At 58.3% G+C, this 26,243-nt stretch carries 23 protein-coding genes; 8 read left to right on the forward strand and 15 right to left on the reverse strand.

Annotation, left to right across the window (positions count from 1 at the left end; all coding sequences use genetic code 11):
* Positions 1–32: 32 nt before the first annotated feature.
* The 4 genes from ilvD to DQN55_RS01280 all read right to left on the reverse strand — a co-directional run bounded on the left by ilvD (position 33) and on the right by DQN55_RS01280 (position 5,358).
* The gene (gene ilvD / locus DQN55_RS01265) at positions 33–1,880 is read right to left on the reverse strand and encodes a dihydroxy-acid dehydratase (protein ID WP_048381085.1); all 1,848 of its coding nucleotides are present in this window, start codon (positions 1,878–1,880) and stop codon (positions 33–35) included.
* 229 nt (positions 1,881–2,109) lie between these two features.
* Positions 2,110–3,303 carry an MFS transporter gene (locus tag DQN55_RS01270; RefSeq protein WP_048381083.1) on the reverse strand — a complete coding sequence of 398 codons (1,194 nt, stop codon included), beginning with the start codon at positions 3,301–3,303 and terminating at the stop codon, positions 2,110–2,112.
* Positions 3,296–4,270, reverse strand: coding sequence for a diiron oxygenase (locus DQN55_RS01275; RefSeq protein WP_048381081.1), 975 nt, complete (start codon positions 4,268–4,270; stop codon positions 3,296–3,298). The genes DQN55_RS01270 and DQN55_RS01275 overlap by 8 nt, the downstream gene beginning before the upstream one ends.
* A complete protein-coding gene (locus DQN55_RS01280) occupies positions 4,267–5,358 on the reverse strand; it encodes a SagB family peptide dehydrogenase (protein WP_048381079.1) in 1,092 nt (363 codons plus the stop codon). The genes DQN55_RS01275 and DQN55_RS01280 overlap by 4 nt, the downstream gene beginning before the upstream one ends.
* A gap of 452 nt (positions 5,359–5,810) precedes the next feature.
* Between DQN55_RS01280 and DQN55_RS01285 the strand changes: the two genes are divergently transcribed.
* Positions 5,811–7,505 (forward strand): DUF4153 domain-containing protein, encoded by a 1,695-nt coding sequence (locus DQN55_RS01285; RefSeq protein WP_048381077.1) that lies wholly within the window; start codon positions 5,811–5,813, stop codon positions 7,503–7,505.
* Positions 7,506–7,588: 83 nt separating this feature from the next.
* On the opposite strand, the gene DQN55_RS01290 is transcribed toward DQN55_RS01285, so the two are convergent.
* The gene (locus tag DQN55_RS01290; protein WP_048381076.1) at positions 7,589–8,785 is read right to left on the reverse strand and encodes a class I SAM-dependent rRNA methyltransferase; all 1,197 of its coding nucleotides are present in this window, start codon (positions 8,783–8,785) and stop codon (positions 7,589–7,591) included.
* Positions 8,786–8,935: 150 nt separating this feature from the next.
* Between DQN55_RS01290 and mutM the strand changes: the two genes are divergently transcribed.
* The gene (gene mutM / locus DQN55_RS01295) at positions 8,936–9,748 is read left to right on the forward strand and encodes a bifunctional DNA-formamidopyrimidine glycosylase/DNA-(apurinic or apyrimidinic site) lyase (protein WP_048381074.1); all 813 of its coding nucleotides are present in this window, start codon (positions 8,936–8,938) and stop codon (positions 9,746–9,748) included.
* A 58-nt stretch (positions 9,749–9,806) separates the two neighbouring features.
* Here the strand turns inward: mutM and DQN55_RS01300 are convergent, their stop codons facing one another.
* The 5 genes from DQN55_RS01300 to DQN55_RS01320 all read right to left on the reverse strand — a co-directional run bounded on the left by DQN55_RS01300 (position 9,807) and on the right by DQN55_RS01320 (position 14,443).
* Complete coding sequence (locus DQN55_RS01300; protein WP_048381072.1) at positions 9,807–10,058, reverse strand: YfhL family 4Fe-4S dicluster ferredoxin; 252 nt, start codon at positions 10,056–10,058, stop codon at positions 9,807–9,809.
* Positions 10,059–10,157: 99 nt separating this feature from the next.
* Positions 10,158–10,640, reverse strand: a complete 483-nt coding sequence (gene coaD, locus DQN55_RS01305; protein ID WP_048381069.1) for a pantetheine-phosphate adenylyltransferase — start codon at positions 10,638–10,640, stop codon at positions 10,158–10,160.
* A gap of 115 nt (positions 10,641–10,755) precedes the next feature.
* Positions 10,756–12,351 (reverse strand): GMC family oxidoreductase, encoded by a 1,596-nt coding sequence (locus DQN55_RS01310; protein WP_048381066.1) that lies wholly within the window; start codon positions 12,349–12,351, stop codon positions 10,756–10,758.
* Positions 12,352–12,421: 70 nt separating this feature from the next.
* Complete coding sequence (locus DQN55_RS01315; protein WP_048381064.1) at positions 12,422–12,967, reverse strand: hypothetical protein; 546 nt, start codon at positions 12,965–12,967, stop codon at positions 12,422–12,424.
* Between the two features lie 45 nt (positions 12,968–13,012).
* Positions 13,013–14,443, reverse strand: a complete 1,431-nt coding sequence (locus tag DQN55_RS01320; protein ID WP_048381062.1) for a coniferyl aldehyde dehydrogenase — start codon at positions 14,441–14,443, stop codon at positions 13,013–13,015.
* A gap of 161 nt (positions 14,444–14,604) precedes the next feature.
* Here DQN55_RS01320 and DQN55_RS01325 point away from each other — a divergent pair, with 161 nt between their 5' ends.
* Complete coding sequence (locus DQN55_RS01325; RefSeq protein WP_048381060.1) at positions 14,605–15,273, forward strand: TetR/AcrR family transcriptional regulator; 669 nt, start codon at positions 14,605–14,607, stop codon at positions 15,271–15,273.
* Between the two features lie 30 nt (positions 15,274–15,303).
* The gene (locus DQN55_RS01330; RefSeq protein WP_048381056.1) at positions 15,304–16,158 is read left to right on the forward strand and encodes a sulfurtransferase; all 855 of its coding nucleotides are present in this window, start codon (positions 15,304–15,306) and stop codon (positions 16,156–16,158) included.
* Between the two features lie 9 nt (positions 16,159–16,167).
* Here DQN55_RS01330 and DQN55_RS01335 read toward each other — a convergent pair whose 3' ends face one another.
* The 5 genes from DQN55_RS01335 to DQN55_RS01355 form a co-directional block, all read right to left on the reverse strand.
* On the reverse strand, positions 16,168–17,010 hold the full coding sequence (locus DQN55_RS01335; RefSeq protein ID WP_172601040.1) for an AraC family transcriptional regulator: 843 nt from the start codon (positions 17,008–17,010) through the stop codon (positions 16,168–16,170).
* Positions 17,007–18,053 carry a hydrolase gene (locus DQN55_RS01340; protein WP_082150740.1) on the reverse strand — a complete coding sequence of 349 codons (1,047 nt, stop codon included), beginning with the start codon at positions 18,051–18,053 and terminating at the stop codon, positions 17,007–17,009. Before DQN55_RS01340 ends, DQN55_RS01335 begins: the two co-directional genes overlap by 4 nt.
* Positions 18,054–18,314: 261 nt before the next feature.
* The gene (gene rsmD, locus DQN55_RS01345) at positions 18,315–18,923 is read right to left on the reverse strand and encodes a 16S rRNA (guanine(966)-N(2))-methyltransferase RsmD (RefSeq protein WP_048381054.1); all 609 of its coding nucleotides are present in this window, start codon (positions 18,921–18,923) and stop codon (positions 18,315–18,317) included.
* Positions 18,923–20,413, reverse strand: coding sequence for a M16 family metallopeptidase (locus DQN55_RS01350; RefSeq protein WP_048381051.1), 1,491 nt, complete (start codon positions 20,411–20,413; stop codon positions 18,923–18,925). Before DQN55_RS01350 ends, rsmD begins: the two co-directional genes overlap by 1 nt.
* The gene (locus DQN55_RS01355) at positions 20,406–21,761 is read right to left on the reverse strand and encodes a M16 family metallopeptidase (protein WP_048381049.1); all 1,356 of its coding nucleotides are present in this window, start codon (positions 21,759–21,761) and stop codon (positions 20,406–20,408) included. Before DQN55_RS01355 ends, DQN55_RS01350 begins: the two co-directional genes overlap by 8 nt.
* A 355-nt stretch (positions 21,762–22,116) precedes the next feature.
* Between DQN55_RS01355 and ftsY the strand changes: the two genes are divergently transcribed.
* From ftsY to rpoH, 4 genes are all read left to right on the forward strand, one after another.
* Positions 22,117–23,556, forward strand: a complete 1,440-nt coding sequence (gene ftsY, locus DQN55_RS01365) for a signal recognition particle-docking protein FtsY (protein WP_048381045.1) — start codon at positions 22,117–22,119, stop codon at positions 23,554–23,556.
* Positions 23,553–24,224, forward strand: coding sequence for a cell division ATP-binding protein FtsE (gene ftsE / locus DQN55_RS01370; protein WP_048381043.1), 672 nt, complete (start codon positions 23,553–23,555; stop codon positions 24,222–24,224). Before ftsY ends, ftsE begins: the two co-directional genes overlap by 4 nt.
* Positions 24,221–25,243 (forward strand): permease-like cell division protein FtsX, encoded by a 1,023-nt coding sequence (gene ftsX, locus DQN55_RS01375; RefSeq protein WP_048381041.1) that lies wholly within the window; start codon positions 24,221–24,223, stop codon positions 25,241–25,243. Before ftsE ends, ftsX begins: the two co-directional genes overlap by 4 nt.
* Positions 25,244–25,355: 112 nt before the next feature.
* A complete protein-coding gene (rpoH, locus tag DQN55_RS01380) occupies positions 25,356–26,210 on the forward strand; it encodes an RNA polymerase sigma factor RpoH (RefSeq protein WP_048381039.1) in 855 nt (284 codons plus the stop codon).
* Positions 26,211–26,243 lie beyond the last annotated feature (33 nt).

Here is a 26,243-nt window from a genome sequence, read left to right on the forward strand (position 1 = left end):
CATGGCCGGGATTTTTGGGTTAACGCACTGGTTTATGGCACCAGTTTGTCCAGCAATGCCTTGTCACGTACAGCGCCCTTGTCAGCGCTGGTGGCCAACAAGGCGTAAGCCTTGAGAGCGGTGGTGACTTTACGTGGACGCACTTCGACCGGCTTCCAGCCTTTCTTGTCCTGTTCCACGCGACGAGCCGCCAGTTCTTCGTCACTGACCAACAGATTGATCGAGCGGTTCGGAATGTCGATCAGCACTTTGTCGCCGTCTTGCACCAGGCCAATGGCCCCACCGGCTGCGGCCTCTGGAGAGGCGTGACCAATGGACAGGCCCGATGTACCGCCCGAGAAACGGCCATCGGTCAGCAAGGCGCAGGCTTTACCCAGGCCTTTGGACTTCAGGTACGAGGTCGGGTAGAGCATTTCTTGCATGCCCGGGCCGCCTTTCGGGCCTTCGTAACGAATGATCACGATGTCGCCTGCCTTGACCTCGTCGGCCAAAATGCCGCGCACGGCACTGTCCTGGCTTTCGAAAATCTTGGCGTTGCCTTCAAACACGTGGATCGACTCGTCGACGCCCGCGGTTTTCACGACGCAGCCATCCAGGGCGATGTTGCCGTAAAGCACTGCCAGGCCGCCTTCTTGCGAATAGGCATGCTCGACACTGCGGATGCAGCCGTTTTCGCGGTCGTCGTCCAGGGTTTCCCAGCGAGTCGACTGGCTGAACGCGGTTTGCGTCGGGATACCGGCCGGGCCTGCCTTGAAGAAGGTATGCACGGCTTCGTCGTCAGTCTGGGTGATGTCCCACTTGGCGATGCCTTCCGCCATTGTCTTGCTGTGTACGGTCGGCAGGTCGGTGTGCAGCAAGCCGCCACGGGCCAGCGAACCGAGGATGGAGAAAATGCCGCCAGCGCGGTGCACGTCTTCCATGTGGTACTTCTGGATGTTTGGCGCCACTTTGCACAGCTGGGGTACATGACGGGACAGACGGTCGATGTCTTTGAGGTCGAAATCGATCTCGGCTTCCTGGGCCGCCGCCAGCAAGTGCAGGATGGTGTTGGTCGAGCCACCCATGGCGATGTCCAGCGTCATGGCGTTTTCAAAGGCCTTGAAGTTGGCAATGTTGCGCGGCAGTACCGAGTCGTCATTTTCGACGTAGTACTGGCGGCACAGGTCAACGATGGTGCGGCCAGCCTGCAGGAACAGCTGTTCGCGGTCGCTGTGGGTAGCCAGGGCCGAACCGTTGCCCGGCAACGCCAGGCCGAGGGCTTCGGTCAGGCAGTTCATCGAGTTGGCGGTAAACATGCCGGAGCACGAACCGCAGGTAGGGCAAGCGCTACGCTCGTACTCGGCAACCTTCTCGTCAGAAGCGCTGGAGTCGGCGGCGATGACCATGGCATCGACCAGGTCGAGGCCGTGGCTGGCGAGCTTGGTCTTGCCCGCTTCCATTGGCCCGCCTGAAACGAAAATCACCGGGATGTTTAGGCGCAACGACGCCATCAGCATGCCCGGGGTGATTTTGTCGCAGTTGGAGATGCACACAATGGCGTCGGCGCAGTGGGCATTGACCATGTACTCGACGGAGTCGGCAATGATCTCGCGGCTCGGCAGCGAGTACAGCATGCCGTCGTGGCCCATGGCGATGCCGTCATCGACGGCAATGGTGTTGAATTCTTTGGCAACGCCACCCGCGCGTTCGATCTCGCGGGCAACCAGTTGGCCCATGTCCTTGAGGTGGACGTGACCGGGTACGAACTGGGTAAAGGAGTTGGCAATAGCGATGATCGGCTTCTTGAAGTCGGCATCTTTCATCCCCGTGGCGCGCCACAAAGCGCGGGCACCGGCCATGTTGCGGCCGTGGGTGGAGGTTTTCGAACGATAGTCAGGCATGGAACAACTCCGGGCGGCTAATCAGATAACAAACAGGGAAGTGAGCTTCTACTGACTCGAGGACCACACAGAAAATGACTACGTGTCCGCAAGCTGCCGTTAACGGTGCGGGATCGCCGCGCGTCTGGGCCTGAGCTCATAAACCCGCCGGGGATGATTGGCGATGAATACGTCGATTCTACACGGCTGGAGGCGGGAGGGAATGGGTCTGGTCTGCAGGCGAAATGACTTACTCAGCCCGCCGCTTGGTTTGCCGACGGTTGATCAGGGCATGCAGGCCCAGCATTGCAGCGCCCAGTACCATGAAACAGACCGCCAGGGTGGTTTGCAGGTCGAACCGGCTGAGGTTGACCAGCGCACTGATCCCCCCGCCGCAGACAAAAACCAGCATGCCTCCGATGGAGGCGGCGGTGCCTGCATATTCGGGGAAAACGTCCATTGCCCTGGAGGTTGCGATAGGGCGAGCAACGGTCGTCCCCGCCGTGCAGACAATCATCGGCAATAACACGCCCAGTATCGACAGCCCCAGAAGGCTCGAAAACAGCAGCATCAACACCCCCGCGAAAACAATCATCAGCGTGCCGACATTGATTTGGGCCCGCGCCTGAATCCGGCGGCTTAACATTTGCGCCACGACACCCCCGCATAGATAAGCCAGGCCATACAGCAACAGAACCAGGGAGAAGGCATAAGGCGAAAGCTGCAAATGCTGCAAAAACAGCAACGGAGACATCACGATAAAAGAGAAGTGACAGGCGAAGGCCAAGCCTGAAATCAGCCAGTAGCCGATAAAGATCGAGTCGCGACATACGAGTCGATACGACTGCACAAGCGTGCGCGACGGGTGTGGGAGGGGAAGTGAGTTTTCAAGGAAGAACAGCGCCTTGATAAACACCATCGTGGCCAGGGCGACAAAGACCCAAAAACTGCCCGGCCAATCGAAAGCCTGTTGCAGCAAGGTGCCTGCCAAGGGGGAAACTGAAATGAATACCCCGCTGGCGGTGATCATCAAAATACGCAGCTGGTCGCGCGCCTTGCCAACAAACAGATCCTGTACCAGCGCCTGGGTGAGGACGAATGAACCGCACCCTATGGCCTGAATACATCTGAAAAACAAAAACCAGGTGAAGTCCGATACCAGTACACACCCGATTCCCCCCAGTATTGAAATGAGCATCCCGGCAAGCAGTAGCCCCTTGCGCCCAAGCGTGTCTGACAGTGGACCAATCAACAGCTGAGAGAGGGATATACCCACTGCAAACAGGCTCACTGAGAACGCGATGTCGGAGGTCGAGCGGTTGAAATGGCTAGACAGCGCGGGGAAAGAGGGCAGCACAACATCCAGCGGGAATACCCCGAGCAGGACCATCGCCAGCAACAGGGCCACTGCTGCCCGGCGCTTTGCAGTACCGGACTCAGTCATTGATATATCCGGCTTCACGCATCAGCAAGAGGTTTTCATCGTCGTCAAAAAAACCGCCGCGGCTCATGGCAAGCAGTGTCGCGCTGGCGCCTCTTCGCACCCGTTTACGATGCGCGTCGGGGTGTACGAGGGCCGCCACAATGCCCACGATGGTTGTTTCGTCCAGATCCACTGCGCCGAAGCTCTCGCTCAGCCACTGGGAATCCGTTTCAAAGAAGATGCCGATGATCGCGACTAATGATCGGGCTGCCCGCGAGCGTTGCTCTTGCTCCAGTTGCATCCAGACATAAGCGAAAACATCAGAGAAATAGCGACTATGCCGAGCCTCGTCTTCAAGGTGGCTTTTGAGCATTCTGAAAACCGTGGATACGACGGTGTTGCGTGCGGCGCCAAGCAACTCCTTGGCGACCACGGTTTCAGACACGAATCCCACGAGAAACCAGGTCAGCGCCTGGTGTTCAGCGGGCGTTTTTTCAATAAGCCCCTGCAGACGTGTGACACGCAGCGGTAGTGCAGAGCGGTTCTGGATGTCATAAAGCTGCGCTACCTGCTCTGCTACTTGATTAGAGAACAGCGCGTGATAACCCTCATCGGTATAGAGCTGTAGCGCGGCATTTTTCATGTGCCCTGGTATGGGTATGCCAAGTTCGTTGTGGATGAGTGTTTCGACGGCGCGATTTACAATTTTATGTTCGAGCAGCGTGGTGTAGTCGAGAAAGTACACCAGTTGATTGGCCTCCAGCCGTAAGGTCATGGAGCGGTCTGCCTGCACAATCTTCGGGTGTGCGAGGTAGGGCATGAAGGCGGGGACAAACCAGTGCCGGTTCTCCAGTTCGTGCTCCAGCTCTGCCGGAAGCAGGTAATCGCGCCGATCTATCCTCACACAGGCTGTGCTGTCCCAGTCACCCAGGGTGCAGTGCTGCTCGCTCAGGCCAAGCCCTGCAGGTTGCGAGGCCGGGCTGTTCATGGGTTTTTTTCTTGTGCATTGATCAAGGCAACCAGCGCCTCGCACTGAACGCGCCCGTCGCCGTATCCACAGCCAACAAAGAACAACGGTTGTTCTGTGGTGTTATCCAAACCTAACAGGGTTTCAACACAGTCATCCGTTAACGCCCCGGTCAGCCACGTGTTGAGTCCCAGATGTGTGGCAACCAGTTGAAAGGTCTGTGAAATATGCCCAGCCTCGACAAATGCCATGCGGTAGGCGCGTGAATGCTCGTATTTCCACCACAGTTTGTCGAAACGCGACGTGATAAAGAGTCCCGCGGGCAGGTTGTTGATGAAGTGCTGGCCACTGAGTAGTTGACCCAAGGGGGCGGGCGGCAGGTCACTGACATGGCTCAGTGCGTGAAGGGCGCAATGGTAGGCGTAGATCCCTGGCTTGAGACCGTCAACCCGGGAGGCATACAGAAAACCTTCACTGGCATTGAGGCCACCGCCCGAAGGGCTGCTTCGCCTGGCTTCCAGCCCTTTGGGCAGGGAGGGATCGACATCGTCCTTGCGCTCATTGAGATAGCCCAGTGACAGGTAAAGCAAGGTACTGATATGGCTCAGGGAAATATTTTTTTCAGTAAACGAGCGGCAGGTTTTGCGGCTGACAAGCGAATCTACCAGTGAACCCTGCGCTTCAAACGGAGGCATACAGGCAGGTAACCGGATCAACTCTTCGGGCAAGCACTCACGTTGGGAAGAGGACGGCGCCGGGGTCGCGAGCACGTCCTGGCAATGGGCAAGGTACTGTGCCGACCACTCATGAACATCGTGTGGTATCTGTTCTTGCGGTAAATTTTTTGTGCCGATATGAAATATTTTCGACAGCTCATCCCACTGCCACTCAACAGGTGCAATGGGCGTGTCGGTGAAGAGTTTGGCGTTATAGAAGTCTCGATCTATGGGATGGTTTTTGTCGAGCAGTGCAGGATTGTTAATTAACTGGGTCAGCCGTTGGCAGTAATCAATGTTGAGTTCAAATTGGGTGTGATTTAGATAATCCCAAACAATTTGATGGGGTGGGCGAGCCAGCATGAATAAGTAAGGGTTTATATGAAATGGCATATCAGTGCGCCGAATGTTGGTGTCGGCGTCTATGTAAATAACGCCGAGGTGCCGGCGTCCCTCGGCGTTGCGTTTTTATAGATCAGGCCCGCTTGGACACGGCCAGGCATGCCAGGTTGGCGATTTTTCCAGATTCCAGAATGATTGCTTTCATGACAGTGTTCCTCAGGTGGATGCCAAGTTGCGCGTGGCATTTTGTTGGATGGATAAGTCGCCACTTTGAATAAGAGGCTAGAGACACCATAGTTGCTCGATATTAATTTTCAATGTTGTGCGCTGTAGGTCTGAGCGCTCTTTCGTGTAGGAAAAATCAATACTGTTGATAGGTGTCAGTATTTGTTTGTTTTTCTGGATTTCATGCGCGGTGTTTTTATTGACGGCGGGCGTGAGGTAGGCAGCTATGGCGAATAAGTATTAGAGTGCGGGATACACTTATTCAGCAGGGATTCCGAATGCTAACCCTCAACCGATCTGTCAAAGCCTGTCTGGCCATCGGCCTGGTGCAAGGGCTGCTGCTGTGGCTGGCGAGTTCTTTGAGCGAGCCGGGCATCAAGTTTGCACTGGCGACGGCAGCACTGGTTGGCGGGATCAATCTATTGCTGCTGGGCGATAACATCCGTTTGCGCGGAACTGCCTGGCTGGTGCTCGGGTTGACCACGGTGATGTCGGTGACCAGTGCCTGGGTGTATTGGGAGGGCGGTGAAGTATGGCGCTCCAGCAGTTGGCTGACGGGCAGCTGGACGTTTTTTGCGGTGGTGATTACTTATATCTGCACTGTTTTCATATTGAGTTGGCCGACCCGCGAAGGGCGCTTCCCGCGTTACGAAGATCTGTTCCGCCACGCCTGGGACACGGTGTTTATCGTATTGCTGGGGTTGCTGTTGAACGCCGTGTTTTGGGCGTTGCTGTTGTTGTGGGGCAGCCTGTTCAAGATGCTCGGGGTCGTTGCGCTGAACCAGCTGTTTACCACCGATGGATTTATGTATGTCAGTTCGGCGATGGTGTTTGCCCTGGGCGTACACATGGGGCGCGAGAAGGACCGGGTCATCGGCCTTTTGCGAGGGATTTTGCTGACGCTGTGCCGCTTCCTGCTACCGCTCAGCTCGCTGATTGCCATCGTATTCACCTTGGCCTTGCCATTCAGCGGGTTGGAGCCGATCTGGGATACCGGTTATTCCACGCCGATCATGTTGTGGCTGGTGGCGGCCAATCTGTTTTTGCTCAACGGCGTGTTCCAGGACGGTTCGCAAGGCAGCGGCTATCCCAAATGGCTGCTGCGCATGGTTGACGTGTGCTTGCTGTGTTTACCCGTTCTGGTGCTGCTGGCGGGGTATTCGAGCTGGTTGCGTATCGAGCAGTACGGCCTCACGCCGACGCGCATTCTGGCGATGCTGTTGGTGCTGGTGGTTTTTGCCCACAGCGTGGCGGCGGTTTGGGCGGCGCTTGTGCCTCAGGCGAGCTGGCTGGGCAGCCTGCGTATCAGCAACCCGTTGATTGCGTTGCTGTGCGTGGTGTTATTGCTGGCGATTCACACGCCCTGGTTCAGCCCGTTGCAGTTCAGTGCAAAGAATCAGGTGCAACGCGTGCTGAGTGGCCAGACATCGGTCGAGACGTTTGACGCGGATACTTTGCGCTACCGCCTGGGGCCGCAGGGCAAGCAGGCGTATGACACCTTGTTGGCGCAAGTCGAGCAGGGCAAGGTGCTGGCGGAACCTGCGCGGCAAATATTGCTGAAGCGTCTTAAGGATGCAGACACCGGCCAGGGCGCGCGAGGGCCCAATGACAGGCTGCTGGAATGGATGGGCCCGCCCGTCGAGGGTAGTGAGCAGTTCGACGATCCGAAAATTGGCGGGCAGCCATGCTGGCCTCCGGGGTGTGTGCTGTGGTCGGTCGACCTGGATCAGGACGGGCAAAACGAGGTGCTGCAGTTGCCCAAACAGAAGTGGTTCGATCCGTTGTATTTCTTCAAGCGCGACGTGCAGGGGAAGTGGCAGCGCACAGGCACTTATGACGGTGGTGAAAACCCGCTGGAGCTGATCGAGCGGATACGTGAGGGCAAGGTAAAGGTGGTGAAACCGCGTTATCAATCGTTGCTGATCGAGGACGTGGAGCTGAGCCCGAAGCTCGATAAAGTCCCTCAGCCGTGATGCCCTTTCAAGCATCGCAGCCTTTGGCAGCGGCTACAGAGTAAGGGGCGCCCTGTAGCCGCTGCCAAGGATCGACACCGGTCTTAGCTGTTAGGCAGCAAGCGGCAGGTGATGCTCTTGATGTAGCGTGTTTCGTTGATCGCCGGGTGCACCGGGTGATCCGGGCCCTGGCCGCCGCGCTCCAGCAGTTGGATATTGCGGTCCAGATGACGGGCGCTGGTCAGCAGGATGTTTTGCAGGTCGTCTTCCGGCAGGTGCATCGAGCACGATGCGCTGACCAGAATCCCGTCCTTGGTGAGCAGGCGCATGGCTTGCTCGTTCAGGCGGCGGTAGGCACCTTCACCGTTTTTCAGGTCTTTTTTACGTTTGATGAAGGCCGGAGGATCCGCCACGATTACGTCGAAACGCTCTTCGTTGGCTTTCAGCTCTTTCAGGGCTTCAAACACATCACCTTCCATGCAGGTGACTCTCTCGGCAAAACCGTTCAGCGCGGCGTTGCGCTCAACACCGTCCAGGGCGAACGACGAAGCGTCGACACAGGTCACTTCGCTGGCGCCGAAAGCGGCCGCCTGAATGCCCCAACCGCCGATGTAGCTGAACAGGTCCAGAACCTTCTTGCCTTTGACGTACGGGGCCAGGCGGGCGCGGTTCATGCGGTGGTCGTAGAACCAGCCGGTTTTTTGACCGGCCATGACCGGAGCTTCGAACTTCACGCCGTTCTCTTCCAGGGCCACCCACTCAGGCACCAGGCCAAAGACGGTTTCAACGTAACGCTCCAGGCCTTCTGCGTCGCGGGCAGCCGAGTCGTTCTTGAACAGGATGCCGCTTGGCTTAAGGACTTGAACCAGGGCAGCGATCACGTCCTCTTTATGCTGTTCCATGGTGGCGGAAGCCAGTTGAACCACCAGGATGTCGCCGAAACGGTCCACCACCAGGCCCGGCAGCAAGTCGGAATCGCCGTACACCAAGCGGTAGTAAGGCTTGTCGAACAGGCGGTCACGCAGGGACAGCGCCATGTTCAGACGGTGTACCAGCAGCGACTTGTCCAGCGGCAGTTTGATGTCGCGTGACAGCAGGCGGGCGCAGATCAGGTTGTTCGGGCTAATGGCAACGATGCCCAGCGGCTTGCCGCCGGCGGTTTCGAGAATGGCTTGGTCGCCAGCCTTGAAGCCATTGAGCGGGGTGGTGGCTACATCGATTTCGTTGCTGTAGACCCACAAGTGGCCGGCGCGCAGGCGTCGATCGGCATTGGCTTTAAGGCGCAGGCTTGGCAGGGACATGACGTCGCTCCGGGTATTGAAAAGGGCGCGATTATAGCCCTAGACGCTACCCGCAGGCTTGGCTGATTCAGCGCATTGCGTCGGACGCTGAGCCCAGCCTGCCAGAAAATTCCGCTAGAATCGCCCGCTATTGCAGAGTGCGGAGAGCCCATGCCTGAATTACCTGAAGTTGAAACCACCCGCCGTGGCATCGCCCCGCACCTTGAGGGGCAGCGGGTGAGTCGGGTGATCGTGCGCGACCGGCGCCTGCGCTGGCCGATCCCCGAGGACCTCGATGTACGCCTGTCCGGGCAGCGCATCGTGCTGGTGGAGCGGCGTGCCAAATACTTGCTGATCAACGCCGAAGTCGGAACCTTGATCAGCCATTTGGGAATGTCGGGCAACTTGCGGCTGGTCGAAGCCGGGTTGCCGGCCGCCAAGCATGAGCATGTGGACATTGAACTGGAGTCTGGACTGGCCTTGCGCTACACCGACCCGCGTCGGTTCGGCGCGATGCTGTGGAGCCTGGACCCGCTCAACCACGAGTTGCTGGTGCGTCTGGGGCCAGAGCCGTTGACCGATCTGTTTGATGGTGATCGCTTGTTCCAGCTGTCGCGTAACCGTTCGATGGCGGTCAAACCGTTCATCATGGACAACGCCGTAGTGGTGGGCGTGGGAAATATTTACGCCACCGAAGCCCTGTTTGCTGCCGGGATCGATCCGCGTCGCGAAGCGCGAGGGATTTCCAGGGCGCGCTATTTAAAGCTGGCGATCGAGATCAAGCGAATTCTGGCCGCAGCCATTGAGCGCGGCGGTACCACCCTGCGCGATTTCATCGGCGGCGATGGCCAGCCTGGCTACTTCCAGCAGGAGCTGTTCGTGTACGGGCGGGGTTATGAGGCTTGCAAGGTTTGCGGCAGCGAACTGCGCGAGGTCAAGCTGGGGCAGCGTGCCAGCGTATTCTGCCCGCGCTGCCAGACATAGGATTGAACTCAAGGCCTGGCAGAGGCGAGCGTGCTCGCTCCTGCAGGGTATGGGTGGCTCAAGCCTTGCCGGTGATTGCCCGGTACTTTGTCATCAGCTCTTCTTCGGTTTCCGGGTGGGCTTCATCCAGAGGGATGCAGTCAACCGGGCAAACCTGCTGGCATTGCGGCTCATCGTAATGACCCACGCACTGTGTGCACAGGTTAGGGTCGATCACGTAGATCTCTTCGCCTTGCGAGATGGCAGCGTTCGGACACTCGGGTTCGCAGACGTCGCAGTTAATGCAATCGTCGGTGATGATCAGGGACATGGGTACTCCGGCCGGGGCAGTCAGCCCGGGCAACTGAAATCGAATGCGGCAATTGTGCCGCATTGGCGCCCGCAGTGCACGCGGGCGCCGCTTCAGCGGTCACTTCTTGCGAAAACGCTCGGTCAGGGCTTCGGCCACTACCGGATGAACGAATTTGGTGATATCGCCACCGAGTGCAGCAATTTCGCGCACTAATGTCGACGATATGAACGAATAACGCTCTGACGGCGTGAGGAACAGACTCTCGACATCGGGGGCCAGTTGGCGGTTCATGTTCGCCAGCTGGAACTCGTACTCGAAGTCCGACACGGCACGCAGGCCACGCAGGAACACATTGGCATTCTGTTCCTTGGCGAAATGCGCGAGCAGCGTCGAGAAGCCGACTACCTCAACATTGGGCAGGTGCTTGGTGACTTCACGAGCCAGCTCCACTCGCTGTTCCAGAGGGAATAGCGGGTTTTTCTTGGTGCTGGCAGCGACAGCAATGATCACGTGATCGAACAGGCGCGAAGCGCGTTCGACCAGATCGCCATGGCCCTTGGTAATAGGGTCGAATGTACCTGGGTACAACACTCGGTTCATCGCGTCGTCCTGGCGGGAATCCGTTGGGGAGTCGGATGGTATCGCAGCATTCCCGGTCGGCCAAGTCGCCATTCGAAGAAGAAAGCACTATAGACGCGTCCAGATAAGTCCTTTTTCATGAATTTTTCAGGCGCTCGGCCAGCTGCGAGGCCAGTTTTGCCGTGAGCCCGTACACTGACAATTGTGGGTTAGCCCCAATGCTGGTGGGGAAAAGAGAGCCATCGTGGATCGATACATTACGCAATTGATGATGACGGCCGAGACTGTCGGTGACGGCCATTCGAGTATTTTCACCCATCGCACAACCCCCCATCACATGAGCGCTGGCCAGGCGTGTTCGATACAACTCAAGGCTCAAACTGTCGATTCGATCACGTGTTTCACGCAGGCTGCTCATGTAGCGCGCATCGCTGTGCAACGGCATGACTGCCGTGGCGCCCGCTGCAAACTGAATCTCGGCCATGCTGTGGAAGGCTCGCTTCAACGCCTCCCAGCCGTAAGGCGTGAGGGTGTAATCGAGTGTCGGGCTGCCGTCCGAGCGCAATTCGACATGTCCGCCGGGACTGTCGGGATGAAAACCGTCGCGCATCAACGCCAGCATCATGTGCGTGTTGGGCAGTTGCGCCATGTGCAGGGCGTTGGTTTGCCCATAGCTGGAGAATAATGTGGCGGCCAAAGCCGGGTGCAGCGGCGGTACTTCGAGTTTGTAGCCCATGGGGCCGGTGGTGCCGTCTTTCCATTGAAAGTGATCGGAGTAGATCGACTGAGGCGCACCATAAAACGGGTTGATCGCCTCGGGGAATAGACCCGCAGAGAAGTTCACCAGGTGCAGAAACGTGCGTTTACCGAGTCGATTGTGAGGGTCGGGTGCGTCGGAACGCATCAGCAGACCGGGTGTGTTGATGCCGCCTCCCGCCAGCACGTAATGCCGCGCCTTGACTGTAATCGTGTGCCCGTTGGCAGCTACGCAGCGACTGTCCATGCCCTGGCATTCCAGGCCGTTGACCTGATCCCCCGTGATCAATAATCGCTGGGCGCGGGCCATGTACAACAACTCTCCGCCTTTTTCGAGCATGGCCGGGATGGTGGTCACCAGCATCGATTGCTTGGCGTTGGTCGGACAGCCCATGCCGCAGTACCCCAGGTTCCAGCAGCCGCGGACGTTGCGTGGAATCACATGCCAGCTGTAGCCGAGCTTTTCACAGCCGTTGCGAATCACTTCATTGTTGGCATTGGGCGGGATCACCCAGGGGGCGATGCCCAGGCGCTGCTCCATCTGTTCAAACCAGGGCGCCATCTGTTCGCTGCTGTGGCCGATGACCTGATGCTCACGGGCCCAATGCTCCAGGGTGGGCCCCGGGGTGCGGAAGCTGGATGCCCAGTTGACCAGGGTCGTGCCACCCACGGCACGCCCCTGGAGGATGCTGATGGCGCCGTCTTTGCTCATTCGGCCGATACCTTCCTGGTAGAGGCTGGCATACGCTTCGTTTTCGAGCAGCGTGAAATCGCGGCTGGTTTTGAGCGGGCCTTCTTCGATCAGTAGAACCTTGTAACCCGCTGCACTGAGGATTTCGGCCGTGGTGCCGCCCCCGGCGCCACTGCCAATGATGGCAACGTCGGCTTCGAGCGTAAGGTCGCTGTCGAGTTGCGAGCCATCATAGGTTTTCCAGCCTCGGGCCAGGCCTTCACGGAATGGATCGGGTACGGGCATAAGTAGTTTCTCAGGCTGAAATTATTATTATTTGAGCGCGCTGCGCAGGTCATCATGGGCGCCGGGCCATTCAGACCGCGGGTGGTCCCGGGTATCCGCAATGGGCCCATGATTCGGGGCATTCGTACCGGCTCATCATCACCAATTTCAGCAGCGAACCATGCCCCATGCGCAGCAGGTCGATGCGGCTGTTTGCCCAGCGCTGCAAAAAATGCTGGATGTGCTCGGCGCTGGCGTTTTCCCAGCGCCCCCAAACGCCGGTCAACGGGCCGCGGGTCACGGGCATGGCGAGGACGTCGAACAATTGCTGGGTAAGGGTCAGGAGAGCGGGCGACAAGTGATTCAGGTTGTTGTCCAGCATCAACAGTGTGGCGTCGTTTACGCCGGGCTGGTCCGGTGCGTCGACGCTGCCGGCCAGCATGACCGGGATCACCGCTTGCAGAAAAACCACGTCGCTGCTGCGCAATATGGCAAAGCCACTGGCACGGGGACTGGCCGAGCAACCGCTGAGGCTGGCACCCAAGCCGGCAGTTGCCAAAAATGCACTGGCGCACAGGCCGATTTTCAGCGCACCGCGACGGGAAAGCAGGGTAGTTTCAACACACGATTCAGGCATGGGTGGCCTCGCCATCAAATTGGACACTCAGGGCAAGCCTTTAGCCTATCGGACAAACAGCTTTTGAATCAGGCGCACCAGCTGTCGTCCGTAAGGCGGGTAGATCATCTGCGAACCGTTCCAGCGCTGCTTGCTCAGCACGCCCTTGGCGTTGCTGAAGGTCAAGAAGCCTTCGTGGCCATGGTAATGGCCCATTCCCGATTGCCCGACGCCGCCAAAGGGCAAGCCGTCGATGGCGACGTGCAGCAGTGTTTCGTTGATGCACACGCCGCCTGAATGGGTGAGCTGGATCACGCGGTCCTGTTCACGCTTGTCGTAACCGAAGTAATAAAGAGCCAGCGGGCGAGGTCGGGCGTTGATATAGGCCAGCGCCTGATCCAGATCGCTGTACGCCACGATGGGCAGCAGCGGGCCGAAGATTTCGTCCTGCATTACCTGCATGTCGTCAGTGACATTCAACAACAGGCTGTGGGGCATGCGTCGTCCCTGACCTTGTTCATACAGTGAAATCAGGCGCGCACCTTTGAGTGTCGCATCGGTTTTCAGCTGCTCAAGTCTTGCGACCTGGCGTTGGTTGATAATTGCACTGTAATCCGGGTTGTCGATCAAGGTCGGGTAAAAGCTGTGGATGGCCTGGCGGTAGGCCTCAACGAACGCCTCGATCCGCGTCTGTGGCACCAGTACGTAATCCGGTGCGATACAGGTTTGCCCGGCGTTCAGGGATTTTCCCCAGGCAATACGCTGGGCCGCGTCTTTAAGCGGCACATCGCTGGAGACGATAGCCGGTGATTTGCCGCCCAGCTCCAGGGTTATCGGGGTCAGGTTTGCCGACGCGGCTTTCATCACTTGCCTGCCGACATGGGTGGAGCCGGTGAACAACAGATGATCGAACGCCAGTCCGGAAAATTCCACGGCCACATCGGCTTCACCCAGTACGACGGCGACCATGTCTTCTGGGAAAATGCGTTCCAGCAGGTCCTTGAGCAAGCGCCCGGTGGCCGGTGTGAACTCGCTGAGCTTGAGCATGACCCGATTACCGGCAGCCAATGCGCCGACCAGAGGGCCGATCGCCAGGTACAGCGGGTAGTTCCACGGGACGATGATCCCTACGACCCCCAGCGGTTGATAGACCACTTTGGCGCTGGCGGGCTGGAACATCATGCTCACGCGGCGAGATGAAGGTTTCATCCAGCGCTTGAGGTGTTTGAGGGTGTCGTCAATGCAGTGAAGGCTGGGCATCAATTCAGCGAACAGGGTTTCATCAGGGCTTCGGTGGCTGAAATCCTGGCTGATGGCGTCGATCAGAACCTCACGTTCATCACTTAGTAACCGGCGCAGGCTCTTTAGCCATTGCTGGCGTTGCGCAAACGGCGGAAATGGATGAGCCGCATAGGCTTGCCGCTGTTTGTCGAGCAGGGCATGGAGATCATCCCCCATGGCTGAAGCGTCTTGAAGAGAGGCACTGTCGGCAGACATGGTTCGCTCCAGGCGGATTCTGTAGGCGTTGTTTTTATGAGAATAGCGTGATTTTTAGAGCCTATACTCTAAATTGTCAATCGGGGCCTGTATGCCATGTTGTTTATCGATCCGGGGTTAGGCCGTAAGATGCCATTCGTTATTCACTAAAGCCTAAGCTCATGGTCACACGAATAAAAACCAGCCAGCGCATCGTAAATAGCAGCCTGGAGTTGTTTAACCAGCTGGGTGAGCGCAGTGTCACGACCAATCATATTGCGGCCCATATGGAGATCTCTCCGGGCAATCTGTATTACCACTTCCCCAATAAGCAGGCGATCATCTCGGTATTGTTCAGCGAGTACGAGACGCTGGTATTGAGCTTTTTACGCCCGCTCGAAGGGCGTGCGTTCAACGTCGATGACAAGCGCTTTTATTTGCAAAAACTGCTCGATGCCATGTGGCGCTATCGGTTTCTGTATCGCGATACTGAGCACTTTCTGCACAGTGACAATGAACTGGCCGCCCGCTACCGACAGTTTTCCCGGCAATGCCTGGCTCAGGCGCAAATGATCTATGCCGGGTTTGTCGATGCCGGGATCCTGCGCATGACGCCTCTGCAAATTGAGTCGTTGACCCTCAATGCGTGGATTATCCTCACCTCATGGGTCAGCTTCCTGTGTACCACCCGCGAATCCGGTGACCAGCTCAGTGAGCGCGCGATCAAGCGCGGGGTGTACCAACTGCTGGTGCTGGAGTCGGGCTTTGTCACTGAAGAGGCCCGCGAGGCGGTCGACTTCCTGATCAACGAATACTACGTTCCTCTGGAAGACGCGCTGCACGATCACTAACTGCATTTCACCCCTTTACAGGAGTTCACTATGCCCGTTGCGCAATTGATCAGCCCCGAAGTCCTGCTGGAACGCCAGGAACGGCCCGGTCTGATTATTCTGGATTGCCGTTTTGCCCTTGAAGACCCGGACTACGGCCTTTGCAGCTATGCCGAAGGGCATATCGCCGGTGCGCAGTTTGCCGACCTTGAGCGGGACTTGAGCGGGCCGGTCATCAAAGGCGTGACCGGGCGCCACCCGCTACCCGATCCTGCGGTATTGCTTGAGCGACTGCGCGCCTGGGGCATTGACGCCGAAAGCGACGTGGTGCTCTACGACGATGGCCCTGGTGCCTTTGCGGCACGGGCGTGGTGGTTGCTGACCTGGCTGGGCAAGCGCGATGGCGTGTTTATCCTTGATGGTGGCCTCAAGGCCTGGCATGGCGCGGGGTTGCCGCTCAGCCTGGATGCGGTGGTGGTCCCGAGGGGTGACTTCAATGGCAAGCCTGACCCCCGTTTGCTACTGGACGCGGAGCACTTGCAAAAACGCCTGGGTGATCCGGCGCTGACCTTGATCGATGCCCGTGCCCAGCCGCGCTTTCGCGGTGAAGTCGAACCTATCGATCCTGTTGCCGGACATATCCCTGGCGCGCAATGTGCCGCGTTCAGTGAAAACCTCGATAGCACGGGGCGCTTCTTGCCTGCCGGGCAGCTCAAGCAACGCTTTGCTGAAAAGCTCGCTGGCCGCGCGCCCGAGTCGCTGGTCGCGTATTGCGGTTCCGGCGTGACGGCCTGCCACAACCTGTTTGCACTGGGGTTGGCGGGGTATCCGTTGGGCAAGCTCTATGCGGGCTCGTGGAGTGAGTGGATCAATGATCCGGCGCGCGGGATAGCCACGGGCGATTGAAGCAGGTATCTATGCGTCCGGGAGCTGGGCACTGGCCGCTCGATACGCGCCGGGGCCCACGCCGTAGACCTTCTTGAACTGCCGGCTCAGGTGACTTTGATCGGCAAATCCCAACTGCATCGCAACGTGCAGCGGCAAGCAGCCTTTCTGCAGCAAGGCCCGGGCATGGGCAATGCGCTGCTGCATCAACCACGTGTGCGGTGGCATGCCTGTCGCGCGCTGGAACACGCGGGCAAAGTGGAAGGGTGAAAGATTGACCGCAGCCGCCAGCTCTTCCAGCGAAGGTGGCTGCGCCAGTCGCGCCTGCAACAGTTCTTTGGCCTGATTCACTGCACGGTGTTCGACCCCGGGTTTGGCCGGCAGCGGCAGTCGTGCATGGCGAGTGAGCAGCGCGAGCATCATTTGGCGCCACAATGTTTGCTGCTGCAATGCAGACTCAGGCTCTTCAAGCAATTGATGCAATTGGCACAAGCCGCTGAATAATGCAGGGTCATGCAGCAGCGTGTCATTGAACGTTGGCAAGTGGGACGCAGGCAGCCCAAGCTCTTCCAGCAGACGGTACATTTGCACGTTGTCCGGGTAAAACGCCCGATAGCGCCAGCCGGCATCATGGCCTTTGTGGCCGTTGTGAACTTCGTCCGGGTTGATCAATACCAGGGTGCCGGTGGCCGCGAGATGTTCGGCGCCCCGATAGCGATAACGCTGGGCACCGGCCATGATCATGCCGATGACAAAACCATCATGCACATGTGGCACGAAGCGGTGCTCGATGTAGCGTGCCGTGAGCAATTCGACACCCGTCAGCGGGGGCGTTTGCCAGAAGCGGATCGACTCACCCGGGTCGGTGTTCATGACACAGACGCGGGCTCGAGCGAGGTCAGCCATTGGGGAATCCGTCGTTCGAGGTAGTACCCCGGTTTGCGGAAAGACCCCTCCAGAAATCCGACATGTCCTCCCTGGGCATGCAACTCCAGTTGCGTGCAGGACGACAGTTCGCAAGCCTCGGGAATGCTGTGTCTGAACACGAAGGGATCGTCCTCGGACTGGATAATCAGTGTCGGGGTGTCGATGCTGCCCAGGAAATATCGGCTGGAGGCTCGGCGGTAGTAATCCTGCACGCTTAAATAGCCGTTAAGCGGAGCCGTCACGCGGTCATCGAACTCCCAGAAAGTACGCATTTTGCTTAGGGACTTCACGGTGCCCAATTTGGCCAGGGTCGCCAGGCCGTCATGCTTGTCATCGAGTTGAAACTGGCGTTGCTTGTTTTTCACGTAGGCCAGCATCTCGCGCATGAAGTGCGCTTGATACACCCGGGAAAATCCCTGGCCAATACGGTCAGCACACTGATCCAGCCGAAAAGGCACCGACACCGCGACTGCACCTTGCAGGCCACTGTGGCTGCCGCTTTCACCCAGGTATTTGAGCAATACATTGCCCCCCAGGGAATAACCCACCGCATACAACGGTGCCAGCGGATGCCGGTCACGCAGGTGAGCCACGGCCGCGGCCAGGTCTTCGCTGGCGCCGGAGTGATAACTGCGTGTCAGCAGGTTCGGCTCGCCTGAGCAACCGCGCCAGTTCAAGGCGACGCTGGTCCAGCCCTGGGAGGCGAGGGCGCTTTGCATGCCCAGCACATAGTGCGAGCACGATGAGCCGGTCAGACCATGCAGTACCAGCACCACCGGGGCATAGGCCGACGGTGTGCCGTGCCAGTCCAGATCCAGAAAATCGCCGTCTTCCAGCCACACCCGCTCACGCTGATGGTCGAGTACCGGCTTGGTGCGCCACAGCGGCCCCCAGAGTGTTTGGATATGAGGGTTGCTGAGTCGTGAAGCCGGTGCAAACGGTTCTGGAGGCAAAGCTGTAGCGGTGAAAGGGGGCACTGTAGTTCTCATCGGATGACTGATACGGCGGTCTGTCTACGTTGCCACAATCGAGGCATGGCACCCAAGTGTTACATGCAGGCGCAGGCTACTCCATTAGTCGACTGACAGGCGTCTTCAGTCACGATAATCGCGCTTTTGACTGCTGGAGGATGGGGAGTGTGAAGCAGGAGGGGGGATTCAGGACTGTGCCTTTGGGGAGCACGCGTGTATGAGGTTGACCTGACAAGACAGGCCATGGGTGGCGCACCCAAGGGTGCGCCACGCTCATGGTTACTGCGCTGCAGGCACCGGCGCCGCTTCTCGTTGCCACAGGGCGTAGTTCACCCCTCCGGCTTTTTGTTCGCGGTGCAGGCGCCAGTTGGCTGGCAGACCCAGTTCCGAAGGGCGGCGTTCGCTTTCGGTGTAGACCCAGGCCTCATCCGCCAGCCAGCCATTCTGTTCCAGCAAATCACAGGCAGGCTTGAGCAGATCCAGGTTGAACGGCGGATCGAGGAACACCACGTCGAAGACTTCCGTTGGCGCGGTAGCCAGGTAGTTCAGGGCGTTGGTCTGCTGCACTTCACCCGTGGTGCAACGCAAGGTGCCCATGTGCTCGCGCAGGCTGGAGATCGCGTCGCGGTTGCTGTCCAGGGCTACGCCCTTGGCGGCGCCACGTGACAGGGCCTCTAGGAACAGCGCACCGCTGCCGGTGAAGACGTCCAGTACCTTGGCCCCGCCGATGTACGGCGCCAGCCAGTTGAACAGGGTTTCACGCACGCGGTCCGGCGTTGGACGCAGGCCCTCGGCGTTGGGGAAGCTCAGCTTGCGGCTGCCCCATTCGCCACCAATGATGCGCAATTGGCCTGCGCCAGTGTGCGATGTGTATTTTTGCTTTGCCATTAATGCTCCGGAACCCCAAGAGGTTGCTCTGAAGGTTTATCGGTTGGAGGTGGCAGTGGTTTTTGCGGCACGGTTGGGCCAGCGGTCACTACGACCATTTTGTCGGCGCTCAGGTGCTTGTTCATGGCGTCCTTGACCTGCTCGATGGTCAGGTCCTGGGACTGCTGCATGAAGGTTTCCAGATAGTCCAAAGGCAAATCGTAGAAGCCCATTGCGCCCAGTTGGCCGACGATGGCCGCGTTACTGGCAGTCGACAGCGGAAAGCTGCCCGCCAGTTCACGCTTGGCATCGTCGAGTTCTTTTTGCGTCGGACCATTTTTCAGGTAGTCAGCCAAAATGTCTTGCACCAGTTTGAGGGTTCCTTCACTCAATTCGGCACGGGTTTGCAGGTTGATCAGGAACGGGCCACGCGCTTGCATCGGGCTGAAATTGGAATAGACGCCGTAGGTCAGGCCACGTTTTTCACGGACTTCGGTCATCAAGCGCGTACCAAAACCACCGCCTCCCAGGATCTGATTGCCCAGCGACAGGGCCGCGTAATCGGGGTCGTCCCGATCAATGCCCAGTTGGGCCAGCAGCAAATGGGTTTGTTTGGACGGGAATTCGATGTGATGGGCGCCGGCCTTCGGGTCAACCGGTTGCACTGCCTTGGCCACTGCCGGGCCTTTTGGCAGTGCGGCCGAGACCTGGGACGCTATGGCCTCGGCTTCGGCGCGGGACAAGTCCCCGACGATGGCAATGACGGCGTTGCCAGCGGTGTAGGCTTTGTTGTGAAAGGCCTTGAGCTGGTCGATGGTGACCGAGGTGATGCTTTGAACCGTGCCGTCGCTGGCATGGGCGTACGGGTGGTTGCCGTACAGGCGCTCGAACAGTTCATTGCTGGCCAGTTTGCCGGGGTTCTGCTTTTGAAACTCCAGGCTGGCCAGCATCTGGTTTTTGATACGTGCCAACGAGTCAGCCGGGAACGCAGGCTTGCCCACGACTTCAGCAAACAGATTGAGCGCAGGCGTGCGCTTGTCGATGTCGCTCAGGCTGCGCAGAGAGGCAACAGCCATGTCGCGATAAGCGCCGTTGCTGAATTCTGCCCCCAACCCTTCAAAACCCTGGGCGATGTCGCCGACATCCTTGCCCGCCACACCTTCGTTGAGCATGGCGTTGGTCAGCAGTGCCAGCCCCGGTGTGTTGTCGTCCTGGCTGCTGCCGGCCGCGAAGGTCAGGCGCAGATCGAACATGGGCAATTGCCGGGCTTCAACGAACAGCACCCTGGAGCCTTCGGCGGTTTTCCAGGTTTGAACGTTTAGCGCCCGATGGCTGGGGGGCTTGCCGTCGAGCTCTGCCAGGGATTCGAGCTTGCGCTCGGCCTTGGCGCTCTCCAGAGCGGGGCTGGCCACCGTCTCGACAGGATTGGCGAAATAGTAGCCGAGTGCACCGACCAGTACGGCGGCGCTCAGACCGAGCAGGGCGTAGCGGGGACCTTTACGCTCACTCATGGGTTTTCTCCTCGGGCAATACATGCGCAACGCTGAGGCGGTCGCGAGTGAAGTAAGTACGGGCGGCTTGCTGGATATCGGCAGGAGTGACCTTCTGCAGGTCGTCCAGCTCGGTGTCCATCAGTTTCCAGGACAGGCCGACGGTTTCCAGCTGGCCGATCGAAGTGGCCTGACTCGTGATCGAGTCGCGCTCGTAGACCAGACCGGCAATCACTTGAGCGCGGACGCGTTCCAGCTCTTCTGCGGAGGGAGGGGTCTTTTTCAGCTCATCGAGCAAGCGCCACAGACCGGCTTCAGTCTGGGCCAGGGTGACTTTTTTCTGGCTGTTGGGCATTGCCGAAAGCATGAACAGGCTGTCGCCACGGGTGAATGCGTTGTAGTCGGACGAGGCTCCGGATACCAGCTCTTCGCCGCGCTCCAGCTGTGTCGGCATGCGTGCACTGTAACCACCGTCCAGCAGGGCTGAAATCAGGCGCAGGGCGTTGGCCGTGACCGGATCTTTGGCGGTTGCAATGCTGGGTACGTTAAAGCCCAGCATCAGGCTCGGCAGTTGGGTCTGTACATGGATCTTGAGCAGGCGCTCGCCGGGCGTTGCCAGCTCCAGAGGGGCTTTGGCAATCGGGACCTCACGCTTGGGCACGGGGCCGAAGTAACGTGTGGCCAGGGCTTTGACTTCATCCGGGGTCACGTCGCCCACCACCACCAGTGTGGCGTTATTGGGGGAGTACCACTCTTCATACCAGGCGCGCAGTTCGCCAACGCTCATGCGCTCCAGGTCAACCATCCAGCCGATGGTCGGCGTGTGATACCCGCTGGACGGATAGGCCATGGCGCTGAACAGCTCAAAAGCCTTGCTCATCGGTTGGTCGTCGGTGCGCAGGCGACGCTCTTCCTTGATGACTTCGATCTCGCGCTTGAACTCTTCAGGGGGCAGGCGAAGGCTGCCCATGCGGTCGGCCTCAAGTTCGAAGGCCACGGGCAGGCGGTCGCGTGCCAGTACCTGGTAATAGGCAGTGTAGTCATCGCTGGTGAACGCGTTTTCCTGAGCGCCGAGGTCGCGCAGGATCAACGAGGCCTCACCGGGGCCAACTTTGTTACTGCCCTTGAACATCATGTGTTCAAGGGCATGAGACAAACCGGTCTTGCCGGGGGTCTCATAACTTGAGCCGACTTTGTACCAGACCTGGGAAACCACGACCGGCGCACGGTGGTCTTCGCGCACGATGACTTTAAGGCCATTGTCCAGGCGGAACTCATGGGTAGGCTGTGGTTCGGCCGCGAGGACCGAAAATGGAAGGAAAACTGTGCTGAGCAACAGGCCAGCAGCGCGGCGGGCTAGAGCATTCATTCGTTTTTAAACCTGTTGGGCTGCCCGCTTGGCCTTAGCGTCGGCGGGTGAGGAGGTGCTAGGATACTGATCCGTTTTACTGGCGGCCACGCCTATCAGGCTTCTGACGATCAGACAGCGTTTGGTCGGGCAGTATAGGAGCCCGTTGTGAAGTGTGGACATATCCCGGTAAATTTCGCTTTTTTGCCGATTTTTCCGTCTTGGATTCGAGTTAAGACGAATTTTCAGAGGTGTTTTTCCCTTCTGAATTAAGTTGCGTGCGAACAAGCTGACAAAAAAACAGTCTTTTTCACACTGAATATTATTTGTCGGGGCGCCACAGTGGCGCGTCGCTACCATGAGATAGCCGTCCTCCATGTTTGGTTCCAACGACGACAAGAAGAACCCAGCTGCTGCTGGCGAGAAAAAAGGCCTGTTCGGATGGCTGCGCAGAAAGCCGCAGGAAACCGTCGTCGAACAGCCCGCGCCTGCACCCGAAATCGCCCCGGAGCCGTTGATCGAAGCCGTCCCGGTGGTCATTGAGCCAACCCCTGAAGAGGTTGTGGTCGCAGCGCCTGCCGAAGCACCTCAGGTCACCGCGGAACCTGTGCCATGGCCGCCCTTGCCGGTCCCGGAAGAGCCGGTCGCACTGGTTGAAGACGTGCAGGCGCCGCACTTCGTGCCGCCGATCCCACCCATGGTCGAGGTTGCCACTGTCCCGGTGGTCGCTGTCGAACCTGTGGTTGAAATTCTGGAAGTGGTCGAGACTTTTGTTGAGCCAGAGCCAGAGCCAGAGCCAGAGCCAGAGCCAGAGCCAGAGCCAGAGCCACAAGCCGTTGCCGTTGTTGAACCTGTTGTGGCACCGGCTCCTGCCCCTGAGGTCAAGACCGGTTTCTTTGCCCGCCTCAAGCAAGGTTTGTCCAAAACCAGCGCCAGCATTGGCGAAGGCATGGCCAGCCTGTTTCTGGGCAAAAAAATCATCGATGACGACCTGCTCGACGAAATCGAAACCCGCCTGCTGACTGCTGACGTGGGTGTTGAAGCCACTTCGGTGATCATCAAAAACCTGACGCAAAAAGTTGCGCGCAAGCAACTGACTGATGCAGACGCGTTGTACAAATCCTTGCAGGCCGAGCTGGCTGCCATGCTCAAACCGGTTGAGCAGCCGCTGAAAATCGACGCGCAGAACAAGCCGTTCGTGATTCTGGTCGTGGGCGTTAATGGTGCAGGCAAAACCACCACCATCGGCAAACTGGCCAAAAAACTGCAGCTTGAGGGCAAGAAAGTCATGCTTGCTGCAGGTGATACATTCCGCGCAGCAGCCGTTGAGCAGCTGCAGGTGTGGGGCGAGCGCAACAATATTCCGGTCATTGCCCAGCATACGGGCGCGGATTCGGCCTCGGTGATCTTTGACGCGGTACAGGCGGCCAAGGCCCGTGGTATTGATGTGTTGATCGCGGATACCGCAGGTCGCCTGCACACTAAAGACAACCTGATGGAAGAGCTGAAAAAAGTCAGCCGTGTGATGGGCAAGCTCGATGAAGCCGCTCCGCACGAAGTATTGCTGGTGCTCGATGCCGGTACAGGTCAGAACGCAATCAGCCAGACCAAGCAATTCAATCAAACCGTTCCTCTTTCCGGGCTGGCGCTGACTAAGCTGGACGGTACGGCCAAAGGCGGTGTGATTTTCGCCCTGGCCAAGCAGTTCAATATTCCGATCCGTTTTATCGGTGTCGGTGAAGGCATTGATGACTTACGTGATTTTGAGTCCGAACCTTTTGTCCAGGCTCTTTTTGCGGAGCGGGAGCGTCCATGATTCGTTTCGAGCAGGTCGGTAAACGCTATCCAAATGGACACGTGGGCCTGCACGAGCTGAGCTTTCGGGTTCGTCGGGGCGAGTTCCTTTTTGTCACCGGACATTCTGGCGCGGGTAAAAGCACCCTGCTGAGGCTGCTGCTGGCAATGGAGCGCCCAACCACCGGCAAGTTGTTGCTGGCCGGTCAGGATCTGGGGCAGATCAGCAACGCGCAGATCCCTTTCTTGCGTCGCCAGATTGGCGTGGTATTCCAGAACCACCAGCTGTTATTTGATCGTACGGTGTTTAACAACGTGGCCTTGCCACTGCAGATTCTTGGCCTGTCCAAGGCTGAAATCATCAAGCGTGTCGATTCAGCGCTGGAGCGTGTGGCGTTGTCGGATAAAACCGATCTGTATCCCGGTGACTTGTCCACAGGCCAGCAACAACGTGTCGGTATTGCCCGGGCCATCGTTCATCGTCCAGCCTTGTTGCTGGCAGATGAACCTACCGGCAACCTCGATCCTCGTCTGGCGGCTGAAATCATGGGCGTATTTGAAGACATCAACCGGTTGGGCACCAGCGTTCTGATTGCCAGCCATGACCTGGCACTGATTGCCCGGATGCGCCATCGTATGCTCACGTTGCAGCGCGGGCGCTTGATCGGCGACGGGGAGGCCGCACAATGAGTGCTACACGCAGCCCCAAAGTGTCTGAGCGCGTGGCACCCAAAGCCTCCGATCCGCAGCCATCCAGGAAAAAGCATGATGAAGACGATGGCCCGAGCTTCGGGATGTTGTTTCATGCCTGGGTCGAGGCTCATCGTGCGAGTTTGCTCGACAGCCTGAGACGTCTTGGCAAACAGCCCATCGGCAGCTTCTTCACCTGTCTGGTGATGGCAGTTGCCCTGAGCCTGCCAATGGGCTTGTCGTTGTTGCTCAACAACGTCGAGCGTCTGGGCGGCTCCTGGCAGCGAGCAGCGCAAATTTCGTTGTATCTGCAACTGGACGCCAGCAGCGATCAGGGCGAGCAACTGAGCAATCAGATCAAAGGTATGGCAGGTGTTGCGGACGCAGAGTTCATCAGCCGTGAAAAAGCCCTTGAGGAGTTCCAGCAGCAGTCAGGGCTGGGTGAAGCGCTCAAGGAGTTGCCCGATAACCCCTTGCCGGGTGTGGTGCTGGTGACCCCCAATGAGGTCGACAAAACTGCTCTCGAAGCCCTTCGCGAACGCCTTGCGGAGTTGCCTAACGTGCAACAGGCGCAACTTGATCTAGTCTGGGTCGAACGTCTGGCGGCAATTTTGAAGCTGGGTGACCGTTTTGTGTTTGGCTTGACGGTGTTGCTGGTGTCAGCTTTGTTGTTGGTTATTGGTAATACGATTCGTTTGCATATTGAGAATCGTCGAATCGAGATTGAAGTCATCAAGCTGGTAGGCGGTACAGACAGCTATGTGCGCAGGCCATTTCTCTATATGGGTGCGCTTTATGGTTTTGGCGCCGGTGTGCTTTCCTGGGGTGTTCTGGCTTTCGGGTTGAACTGGCTCAACGATGCGGTCACGGGACTGGCCGGATTGTATGGCAGCAACTTTGCACTGGCCGGCGTGCCGGTAGCCGATGGTCTGTCTCTCTTGCTTGGCGCGGTGCTGTTAGGGTATATCGGTGCATGGATTGCAGTCGCGCGTCACTTACGTGAGCTTTCGCCTAAGTAGTTTCTTTTCGCCTGTTGACCTTTTCAGCTTTTTAGGGAACTTTTTTTGTGGTTCCCAGTCAACTTTCGCAGTGCTGAACTGCACGAGTTATGTAAGACGGAGGTTTTTTCGTATGACCACTTCTTTGCAACCTGCGTATGCGTTGGTTCCGGGTGCGAACCTGGAGGCTTATGTAAACACGGTGAACAGCATTCCATTGCTGACACCGGAGCAGGAGCGTGAACTGGCCGAGAGTCTCTACTATGAGCAGGATCTTGGGGCGGCTCGGCAGATGGTGCTCGCCCACCTGCGTTTTGTTGTGCACATTGCCCGCAGTTATTCGGGCTACGGCCTGGCTCAGGCAGACCTGATCCAGGAAGGCAATGTTGGCCTGATGAAGGCGGTCAAACGCTTTAACCCTGAAATGGGCGTACGTCTGGTGTCGTTCGCCGTGCATTGGATCAAGGCTGAAATTCACGAGTTTATCCTGCGTAACTGGCGGATCGTGAAAGTGGCCACCACCAAGGCCCAGCGCAAGCTGTTCTTCAACCTGCGCAGCCAGAAAAAACGTTTGGCCTGGCTGAACAACGATGAAGTTCATCGCGTGGCCGAAAGCCTCGGTGTAGAGCCTCGTGAAGTTCGCGAGATGGAAAGCCGGCTCACCGGTCATGACATGGCCTTCGACCCGGCAGCTGAAGCTGACGACGACAGTGCGTTCCAGTCGCCAGCCAACTACCTGGAAGACCACCGGTACGACCCGGCACGCCAACTGGAAGATGCTGACTGGAGCGATAACTCCACCAACAACCTTCACGAAGCGCTGGAAGTGCTGGATGACCGCAGTCGCGACATTCTGTATCAGCGCTGGCTGGCTGAAGAGAAAGCCACGCTGCATGACCTGGCACAGAAGTACAATGTGTCTGCAGAGCGGATTCGTCAGCTGGAAAAAAGCGCGATGAACAAGCTCAAACTGTCGATCGCCGCTTAACCCGGCCCGATAACAAAACGCCCCGATCTGATC

Origin of the sequence: Pseudomonas taetrolens, assembly GCF_900475285.1 — a bacterium.
GTDB lineage: Bacteria > Pseudomonadota > Gammaproteobacteria > Pseudomonadales > Pseudomonadaceae > Aquipseudomonas > Aquipseudomonas taetrolens.

Excerpts from the sequence above, each read along its gene's own strand:
- ilvD (WP_048381085.1), bottom strand. The coding sequence starts at position 1,880 with ATGCCTGACTATCGTTCGAAAACCTCCACCCACGGCCGCAACATGGCC.
- mutM (WP_048381074.1), top strand. The coding sequence starts at position 8,936 with ATGCCTGAATTACCTGAAGTTGAAACCACCCGCCGTGGCATCGCCCCG.
- coaD (WP_048381069.1), bottom strand. The coding sequence starts at position 10,640 with ATGAACCGAGTGTTGTACCCAGGTACATTCGACCCTATTACCAAGGGC.
- DQN55_RS01320 (WP_048381062.1), bottom strand. The coding sequence starts at position 14,443 with ATGTCTGCCGACAGTGCCTCTCTTCAAGACGCTTCAGCCATGGGGGAT.
- DQN55_RS01335 (WP_172601040.1), bottom strand. The coding sequence starts at position 17,010 with ATGAACACCGACCCGGGTGAGTCGATCCGCTTCTGGCAAACGCCCCCG.
- DQN55_RS01310 (WP_048381066.1), bottom strand. The coding sequence starts at position 12,351 with ATGCCCGTACCCGATCCATTCCGTGAAGGCCTGGCCCGAGGCTGGAAA.
- DQN55_RS01325 (WP_048381060.1), top strand. The coding sequence starts at position 14,605 with ATGGTCACACGAATAAAAACCAGCCAGCGCATCGTAAATAGCAGCCTG.
- rpoH (WP_048381039.1), top strand. The coding sequence starts at position 25,356 with ATGACCACTTCTTTGCAACCTGCGTATGCGTTGGTTCCGGGTGCGAAC.
- DQN55_RS01315 (WP_048381064.1), bottom strand. The coding sequence starts at position 12,967 with ATGCCTGAATCGTGTGTTGAAACTACCCTGCTTTCCCGTCGCGGTGCG.
- ftsE (WP_048381043.1), top strand. The coding sequence starts at position 23,553 with ATGATTCGTTTCGAGCAGGTCGGTAAACGCTATCCAAATGGACACGTG.
- DQN55_RS01270 (WP_048381083.1), bottom strand. The coding sequence starts at position 3,303 with ATGACTGAGTCCGGTACTGCAAAGCGCCGGGCAGCAGTGGCCCTGTTG.
- rsmD (WP_048381054.1), bottom strand. The coding sequence starts at position 18,923 with ATGGCAAAGCAAAAATACACATCGCACACTGGCGCAGGCCAATTGCGC.
- DQN55_RS01355 (WP_048381049.1), bottom strand. The coding sequence starts at position 21,761 with ATGAATGCTCTAGCCCGCCGCGCTGCTGGCCTGTTGCTCAGCACAGTT.
- ftsX (WP_048381041.1), top strand. The coding sequence starts at position 24,221 with ATGAGTGCTACACGCAGCCCCAAAGTGTCTGAGCGCGTGGCACCCAAA.
- DQN55_RS01350 (WP_048381051.1), bottom strand. The coding sequence starts at position 20,413 with ATGAGTGAGCGTAAAGGTCCCCGCTACGCCCTGCTCGGTCTGAGCGCC.
- DQN55_RS01285 (WP_048381077.1), top strand. The coding sequence starts at position 5,811 with ATGCTAACCCTCAACCGATCTGTCAAAGCCTGTCTGGCCATCGGCCTG.
- DQN55_RS01280 (WP_048381079.1), bottom strand. The coding sequence starts at position 5,358 with ATGCCATTTCATATAAACCCTTACTTATTCATGCTGGCTCGCCCACCC.
- DQN55_RS01300 (WP_048381072.1), bottom strand. The coding sequence starts at position 10,058 with ATGTCCCTGATCATCACCGACGATTGCATTAACTGCGACGTCTGCGAA.
- DQN55_RS01275 (WP_048381081.1), bottom strand. The coding sequence starts at position 4,270 with ATGAACAGCCCGGCCTCGCAACCTGCAGGGCTTGGCCTGAGCGAGCAG.
- ftsY (WP_048381045.1), top strand. The coding sequence starts at position 22,117 with ATGTTTGGTTCCAACGACGACAAGAAGAACCCAGCTGCTGCTGGCGAG.
- DQN55_RS01330 (WP_048381056.1), top strand. The coding sequence starts at position 15,304 with ATGCCCGTTGCGCAATTGATCAGCCCCGAAGTCCTGCTGGAACGCCAG.
- DQN55_RS01290 (WP_048381076.1), bottom strand. The coding sequence starts at position 8,785 with ATGTCCCTGCCAAGCCTGCGCCTTAAAGCCAATGCCGATCGACGCCTG.
- DQN55_RS01340 (WP_082150740.1), bottom strand. The coding sequence starts at position 18,053 with ATGAGAACTACAGTGCCCCCTTTCACCGCTACAGCTTTGCCTCCAGAA.